This window comes from Coprobacillus sp. (assembly GCF_984815275.1).
Map to the genome: position 1 here is coordinate 1 of NZ_CFJNYH010000068.1, position 8,067 is coordinate 8,067.

The following is an 8,067-nucleotide window of genomic DNA, read 5'->3' on the forward strand; positions in this document are numbered from 1 at the left end:
AAATAAACTTGTAAAGATGACTAGTCATCTTTACAAAATATATTATACGAGGAGATTGAATATGTTAAATATTTCAGATATTAATATAAGTTATTCTAATAAACACATTTTTAAAAATGCATATGTTAAATTCTATAATGGAAATATTCATGCAGTTATAGGAGCTAGTGGAAGTGGGAAAACAACACTCATAAAAACTATTCTTACTAGTCAAAGCCAGATAACTTATAATGAAGAAATAGTTATGAATAAGGAAGAGTTTATTTTAAATCATGTTTTTTATGTTGATCAAAATGGAAGTTATTTTGAAAATATGAATATCTTTCAACATTTTCAGTTTTATGGAGAATTGAAGGATAAAAAAGTGGAGAAATCAATAATTTATAAATATCTTCAGAAGGTTGGAATTGATAAGGTGAACCTCAAACATTCACCAAGTCAACTTTCTATTGGAGAAAGAAAAAGGTTTTTAATAGCTTTAGCATTATTCAGTCAAAAAGATATTATTATATTAGATGAACCAACAGCATCTTTAGATTATCAGAGTATTGTTAGATTGAAAAAAGTTTTATCAGAGTTGAAGGATAAAACAATTATATTGACAACACATGAAGGTGAATTGTTAGAAATATGTGATGTTATCTATGAAATTAAAGATTATCAGATTGTAATGAAAGAACAACATTTAAAAAATGAATCTGAATTAGTCAATAAACAAAACAATCATTTTAAACCACTTCAATATCTAAAATATAAAAATAAGTTTCAATGGTTACAACAAATGTTTTTAATTGTCATAGGTGTCTTTTTATGTATTCAGTTAGGCGTTGTGTTTAATAATGAATATACTTTATACAGTGGATTGTCAGGCAATCAATATTTAGCAGAAGATAGTATGATCTATTTTAGGAAACGTCAACTATATGCTCCTCATGAAATGTATGTAAGTGGTGAAGAATGGAATTCGATACCCTTAGAAGATAAAGAAAAAGAAGCAATAGAAAATATTTCAGGAGTGTTATCAATTTATAATATAGGACAGTTTTCAGTAATTAATCCAAATAATACAACAGAAGCCAAAAGCGTTAAAATTATAAGTAATGAGCAAGAACATATTATAGATGAAAATATTGTCATTGCAGAACGCCCTGTTGTTAAACCGTATTTTCCTGAAAATAATATGGATAAAGATAATAAGAAAATCTTTATTTCTTCTCAGTTTGCTACAGAACAAAATATTCAAAGTGGTGATACAGTAGAGTTGCCCCTTCATATACCAACTTATCAATATATCTATAATAATGAAAGTCAAATATATCGATATATATCATATAAACAAATCGATATGAAATTTGATATTGATGAGGCTATAGATGTTAGTAAAAATTATAAAAGCTTTGATACTCCTTATATAATATATATTCCTTATCAGCAGTATGAGGCAATACTTAATCAATATAACGGAGATAGCAGTGGAAGTAAACCTCGTGCAGAAAACGTAACGGCAATGACATACTCATATGATGACTATGTCATCTTTGCAGAAAGAGATAAGATAGCTGATGTATATAAAGATCTAACAGAATTAAATGAAGATTATGATGTTTTTTCACAATCAGTATTCTATACTGAGGGAGCTCAAGAACAATTTGAGTTTCAAGAAAGTAGAGTTATGATTATAGGTGGAATTGGTTTATTAAGTGCTATTGTATATGCAGTCATCTTTTATTTTCAGTTAAGATCTAAGAGAAGAGAAAGACAACAATTAGTATATAATGGGGTTAATCATTCATATATGAGAAAATATTTATCTATTGAAACATTTATTCATGGGTTTTCTTGGATAAGTCTAAGTTTGTTAACTGTTGTTGTATTGGGAACACATTATTTATTGTTAAATATGATTATTTTTATGATTACAGCAATTATTCTTTCTTTAATGGAACAGGCTATATTGTATTATGTATTGCGAAGAGAAAAAAATAATTTATGTTAGAATTAAAAAATATAAATCTTGCATTTGATAAGCCATTAATAAAAGATGGACATATTATCATTCCAGATGAAAGAATAACTGTTCTTTCAGGTAAGAGTGGTTGTGGAAAAAGTACTTTATTATATGATATTGCACTTATGACACAAAATGCTCAAATGAATTATTATTTCTATGACTATGATATCTGTTCAGTAACTTTGGAAAAAAAGAAAGAATTCCAAAGAAGTCATATTGCATTTGTTTTTCAAAATATACAGCTTATTGATAGTATGAGTCTATTTGAGAATATTCAATTTTTTGCATATCTTTCACATCAAGAGTTTGATGAAAAACAGGCTAGAGAATATTTGACTGACCTCAATCTCTTTTTAGATGATCAAACAGACATTAGAAAGTTATCAGGTGGAGAAAAACAGCGTCTTGCGATTGTATGTGCTTTGATGAAAGATACACCATTGATTATTTTAGATGAGCCTACTGCTTATCTTGATTATGATAATAAACTTAAATTAATAGATGTTTTGATTCTCTTAAAAGAAAAGTATCATAAAACTATTCTCATTGCTTCTCACGACAAACTTATTAAAGAGGTAAGTGATTGCCTTTATGAGATTGAACAACAAAAAATTATTAATAGAAAAGATACGCAAATTACGCATAATACTATTCCAAATCCAAAAATATCATCATATCAAAACTCTCTCAATTTATTTTATAGAAAGATATTAAAGTATAATCGATTTCAATATCTTACCTTTAAAATATTACTTACTCTACTCATGACATTTTATTGCTTTTTATCTGTATTCTTCCAAACGTATATAGAAAGATTAAATAATACAATTGAAGAACTACAAAGCACTCAAATAATTGTTGAAGCAAACTATCCATTATCGAATGATGAAGTAAAAGAAATGAAATATAATGAATATATTCAAGATGTTCAAAGATTTATACCTATAGAAACAGATAATGGATATCTCCTATCCCCTTATATGAGTTCTGATTATTTTCAACATTATCTCAATCAGGAAAATGCTCATAATGATCAACAATATTATGGGAATTATGAATTGTATAGGCAACAAAAGAATGAAAATATTGAATGTCAATTATCTAACTATCATTTCACACTTCCAATACATAATTATTTAAACGAGAAGTTTGAAGATTATAGAGGATTATCCTCTTTATCAAGAATTATTTATATTCCCTACCAAGAGTATCAAAACTTAATAAAGTATACAGATATTCAATTAAAATCATCAAAAACATTTATCATTCAACTCAATGACTCTAATGATTATTTAAATGTCTTAAAAGTTCTTATGGATGATTATCCACAATTAGAAGTATCAGCCCATTCAAATCTTTTGAAGGTGATAGGTGTTTCCAATCAATTAGAGATTTTCAATCAATTGAGTATAGGATTTATTATTGGATTATTTATAATCGCTATTATCATTTTAAAAATATTTGATCAATATCAATGGAGAAAGCAAGCGGTTTTGTTGGAGGTTAATGGTGTTTCACAAAAGAAAATGAATAATTTGTTGTTAAAAAAAGAACTTTACTTACTTTTCTATCCTTGGATAATATCGATAATGATAGTGAGTGGTATTTATTGGGGATTAGATTTATTAGATAGAGATGTTATTATTCATATATGCTTATTGATAACATTAGCTATATTCTTTATATTTATATTTTCATACTTTATTTATGTATTGATAAGAAAAGCAGTATCAAATATAAATATTATAAAGAAGTTTTAGATTATGTTATAATGTTGAAAAGAGCATTTCTGGAGGTAGGTATGAATAATGATACTATTTTACTTGAAAATATCAGCAAGTCATTTGGTGAGCATCAAATTATAGAAGACTTGAATATTGAAATGACAAGGGGAGAGATTGTATCTTTTATAGGAGCAAATGGTACTGGGAAGAGTACAATCCTGAAAATGATTGCTGGATTAATATATCAGGACAGTGGAAATATCTATGTTTTTGGTATAAATAATCAAAAGAAAAAGAATTTAGATTTATGTGAATTTGTTATGGAAAGTGGACAAGGATATTATGGATACTTGAGTGCTTATGAGAATGCAAGATATTTTTTTGGACTCAATAAAATACGTTATCAATTGATTGAAAAAGAATTTCTTGACTTATGCCAAAGGTTTGATTTTAAGCAGCATCTTGATAAAAAGGTAGATGCTCTGTCACAGGGGAATAGACAGAAATTAGCACTTATTGTTGCTTTAATTATCCAACCAGAAGTTTTATTATTAGATGAACCAACGAATGGATTAGATTCAAAAAGTATACACATTCTATCACAGGTTTTACTTGAGTATAAGCAAAAAAATATGACAATTCTTATGACATCTCATGATATGTCATTTATGAAGGCGATGAACAGTCGCACAATCTTTATTAAAAATAGAAATATTGCATTAGATACATCAATAAATCAATATGTTAAAGAAGATATTTGCATCTATCATATGTGTATTGCAGATGTAGAGTATGAGAAATTCATTTTCCAATTTCCACAAATAGAATTAACAAGAAATGAAACCTATTTTGAAGTATATGTTACTGATATACAAAAAAATGCCATTATTTTAGAATATGATGTTTTAGAGTTTTCTAAAGAGAGTATGGATATTATAGATTTCCAAAAGAGTATAGAATATGTGGTATAATTTTAAAATAGAATGGCGTAGATATTGGAAAGAAATGTTTCATTTCAAATTTAATTTATTTTTTGCTAATATAGGTTTATTAGTATTGTTTTTAGGATTATTAGATTATTTAGATGTTACAGATAAAGAAACTGTTTTAATTCTATTATTTGTATGGTATAGTGCTACCCATGGTTTTATAAATATAAATTATATTATAGAAGAAGAAATTATGGATGGTACTCTTGTTCATATTCTTGGAACAAGGGTTTCATTTTTGAGAATCATTTTCTTAAGATCATTTATTCAAATGATTTATGATTTTATAAAAGCAAGTATTGTCTTTTCTATAATATTGTGCATAGGTGATTTTGATTATTCTTGGTTGTCTGGGATGTCTATGATATTAACAGGAACGCTTATAATTGTGTGTATATTTATTTCTTATTTTATTGGATTAATTATTGGAGCAATGACTTTGAAATATAAGAAATTATCAGCTATTCCAAATCTTCTTTATTACTTTGTCCTATTTTTTGGAGGCATTACATATAACATTTCATCATTGCCAATCCTTGAATTTATATCATATTTGTTTCCTTTTCTGCCATTGCGAGTTATTATTCATGGAATGCAAAATGGACAAATAGATATACAATTCATTGGAATATTGTTTATACAAGGTCTCATTTACTTAGGAATAGGAGTTCTTCTTTACCATTTGATCATGAAAGAAAATTATAGAAGTGGGAGTATCTTTTATGTTTGAGATGATTGGGCAAGAGTTCATGTTTTATTTCCAAACAAAGAAGTGTTATATTTATCAAACGGTTATTCATTATATTGAGAGAATTATTTTTTTATTGGGAATGATATCTCTTGTTATTATTGCAGGAAGTTTATTGAATATAAAAATGATATTGAAAATAGGATTTTGGTTTTCACTTATAAATAGTTTTGCTGAAGTATCTAGTAGAATTGAAAGTGAAATAAGATTGAAGCAATTTCAACATTGTTATCATTTAAAAGTTTCTTATTGGACAATTTCTTTTGTAAGATTAATACCTATACTTATAGAATCTGTGTTGATAGTTATTCTGTCATTCATTTTTTTAAGTCCTTTTGTGAAATACGTCATAGATATATCCTTGAGTGGAAGTCTACTATATATATTGCTGGCTATGATTCAATACTGTATTCTTAATTATTTATTTATCTTTTTAACTTTATATTTTCAAAGAGTACAAGCAGTTCTTGGTTTTGTAGAAAGTTTTACATTTTTTTATTCAGGAATGGTTATTTTTAATGAAAGGTATCAGTTATTCTTGTTCAAAATAATGGATCAAATATTATATAATAATTTTAACTCTATGAGTTATTTAATCATTTATATAATACTAGAGTGTATGGTATTAAAGTTTGGAACAGTGTATTTGAATAGGATTGTTAGAAAGGGAATGTAATATATAACCCTCTTGATGAACTCGAAAGAGTTCTTTTTCTATGTAAAAAGCCTTGTTATATGCTCATAAATATGATATTCTATGTATGTCACGATATAGCGACATACACTGGGAGGTGCAATATGGAATCATACAAGTTACAAGTTAATGATTGTCAACTCAAAATTTATTCAGTAAAACCTGAAATAAGTGAGACAGCTATTCTTTTCTTACATGGTGGTCCAGGAAGTGGAGCGAAAGCAATTATGGAATTATCTGCTTTTCAAACATTAAGTCAAGAATTTCATTGTATTTATTTTGATCAAAGAGGAAGTGGTCTATCCGAATATGACTTGAGAAATGGCTTAAGTATTGAAACAATTACAAATGATGTTTTACAGATTGTTGCGAGTATTAAGGAACGTTGGGGTATTCAAAATCTTTTTCTATGGGGTGGATCATTTGGTGGATGCTTAGCAAGTTTATGTTTGGAAAGGTTTGCAGAACAATTCTGTGGTGTTATATTAAGTAGTCCCGCTATTACATTTTATAGGGAAGAAGCATTAGAGTTTTATAATTTAATGAAAAAGCCATATACTCATAGGTTCAATGATAGTGTTATAAAAACGTTTAAGACATTAGATGATGCTACGCCTGAAGAATTCTTTTCTATACCACAAGTTCGTCAATTTGTTTACAGTGATCTAAATCCACCTCAATCTCTTCGCCACATATGTGCTATGTCTTCTTGGTTTTATCAGCATTCTTTCGAGAATATGATAAAAAACATTGAAACACCAACTCTTATTATGCAAGGAAAAGACGATCGTATATGTCAATACCAATATATAGATAATCAAATCATAAAATATAATAATCCAAACATTGAGTATTATTTATATGATCAATGTGGTCATGAAGTCTTTATTGATAAAGAGAGTGAATTTATTTATAACATGGAACAGTTTATAAGGAGGGTTATATCATGTTAGTATATATTTGTTGTTCTGGAGGTGCAACTTCCAGTTTGTTTTGTTCAAAGATTGGGCAGGCTTCTGATGAAAAGGTTTTGGTTGAACATATTTTTATTGTATTGCAAGATTTAGAACATTTAATGGAATCATATGATATGATTTTGGCGTATGGACCAGCTGAATTACTTAATGACCGCCAAGTTGAGAAGTATCATTTAGACAAAATTATTACAAGTGTTTGGATTGCTCCACAAGTGAGATATCTTAAAGAAACAATATTCAAAGCTATGATGCCATATAATATTCCTGTACACTTGGTAGATATGCGTGCATTTGGAACTATGAATGGTAAGAAAGCATTGGATGATATCAAAGCAAGTTTATGATTTTTGCTATACAACTTCAATAAATTGATTTATAATTAATAAAAATGGAGGTTGCTGATAGTGATAGATCTAACTCAAGTTTTAACATTTAGTGAAGCTGCTGAAAAATGGGGTCTTGCTAATGGAAATACATTAAGAAAAGCTGTTGAAAGAAAAAGATTTCATTCTGATGAAATCCGTAAGAGTGGTGATGTTTGGTTAACAACATATCAAGCTATGCTGCGTGTTTTTGGTCAACCGAGACAATCAGAAATTATTATTTCAATGGAACAGATGTATCAATTGGTATCAAAGATTATATATAAAGACGAAAAAGCCCAAAAAGAGTTGCAGACTATTTTTGATAAGATTGATGAAACAATAATAAATCATAAAACTGTGACTGTTATAGCTTCATCTCAACAGCCAGAAAGTATCATAATGATAATTAAATCAGAAAATGATGTTGAAGTGTTAAAAAAAAGAGTAGAACGATATATATCATCAATTTCAGTTTAAAAAATGACGCAAAAATGCGTCATTTTCATTATAAATTGATACCACGTGTTATACGCGTGGTAAAGATTTTAGCTTTAGCGTT

Annotated in this window: 8 protein-coding genes; all 8 read left to right on the forward strand. The window is 27.6% G+C overall.

The window, feature by feature from the left end:
- Window positions 1–61 precede the first annotated feature (61 nt).
- Window positions 62–1,996, forward strand: a complete 1,935-nt coding sequence (locus AC5M21_RS15410; protein ID WP_017144040.1) for an ATP-binding cassette domain-containing protein — start codon at window positions 62–64, stop codon at window positions 1,994–1,996.
- Complete coding sequence (locus tag AC5M21_RS15415; protein ID WP_008789186.1) at window positions 1,990–3,771, forward strand: ATP-binding cassette domain-containing protein; 1,782 nt, start codon at window positions 1,990–1,992, stop codon at window positions 3,769–3,771. The genes AC5M21_RS15410 and AC5M21_RS15415 overlap by 7 nt, the downstream gene beginning before the upstream one ends.
- Window positions 3,772–3,812: 41 nt before the next feature.
- A complete protein-coding gene (locus AC5M21_RS15420) occupies window positions 3,813–4,706 on the forward strand; it encodes an ABC transporter ATP-binding protein (RefSeq protein ID WP_008789187.1) in 894 nt (297 codons plus the stop codon).
- Entirely contained in the window at window positions 4,696–5,454 is a 759-nt protein-coding gene (locus AC5M21_RS15425) for an ABC transporter permease (protein ID WP_008789188.1), read from the forward strand. The genes AC5M21_RS15420 and AC5M21_RS15425 overlap by 11 nt, the downstream gene beginning before the upstream one ends.
- Window positions 5,447–6,148, forward strand: a complete 702-nt coding sequence (locus AC5M21_RS15430) for a hypothetical protein (RefSeq protein WP_008789189.1) — start codon at window positions 5,447–5,449, stop codon at window positions 6,146–6,148. The genes AC5M21_RS15425 and AC5M21_RS15430 overlap by 8 nt, the downstream gene beginning before the upstream one ends.
- Window positions 6,149–6,270: 122 nt before the next feature.
- Window positions 6,271–7,119, forward strand: coding sequence for an alpha/beta fold hydrolase (locus AC5M21_RS15435; protein WP_117599142.1), 849 nt, complete (start codon window positions 6,271–6,273; stop codon window positions 7,117–7,119).
- Window positions 7,113–7,487, forward strand: coding sequence for a PTS sugar transporter subunit IIB (locus AC5M21_RS15440; RefSeq protein ID WP_008789191.1), 375 nt, complete (start codon window positions 7,113–7,115; stop codon window positions 7,485–7,487). Before AC5M21_RS15435 ends, AC5M21_RS15440 begins: the two co-directional genes overlap by 7 nt.
- Window positions 7,488–7,547: 60 nt before the next feature.
- On the forward strand, window positions 7,548–7,985 hold the full coding sequence (locus AC5M21_RS15445) for a helix-turn-helix domain-containing protein (RefSeq protein WP_008789192.1): 438 nt from the start codon (window positions 7,548–7,550) through the stop codon (window positions 7,983–7,985).
- The last annotated feature ends 82 nt before the right edge of the window (window positions 7,986–8,067 follow it).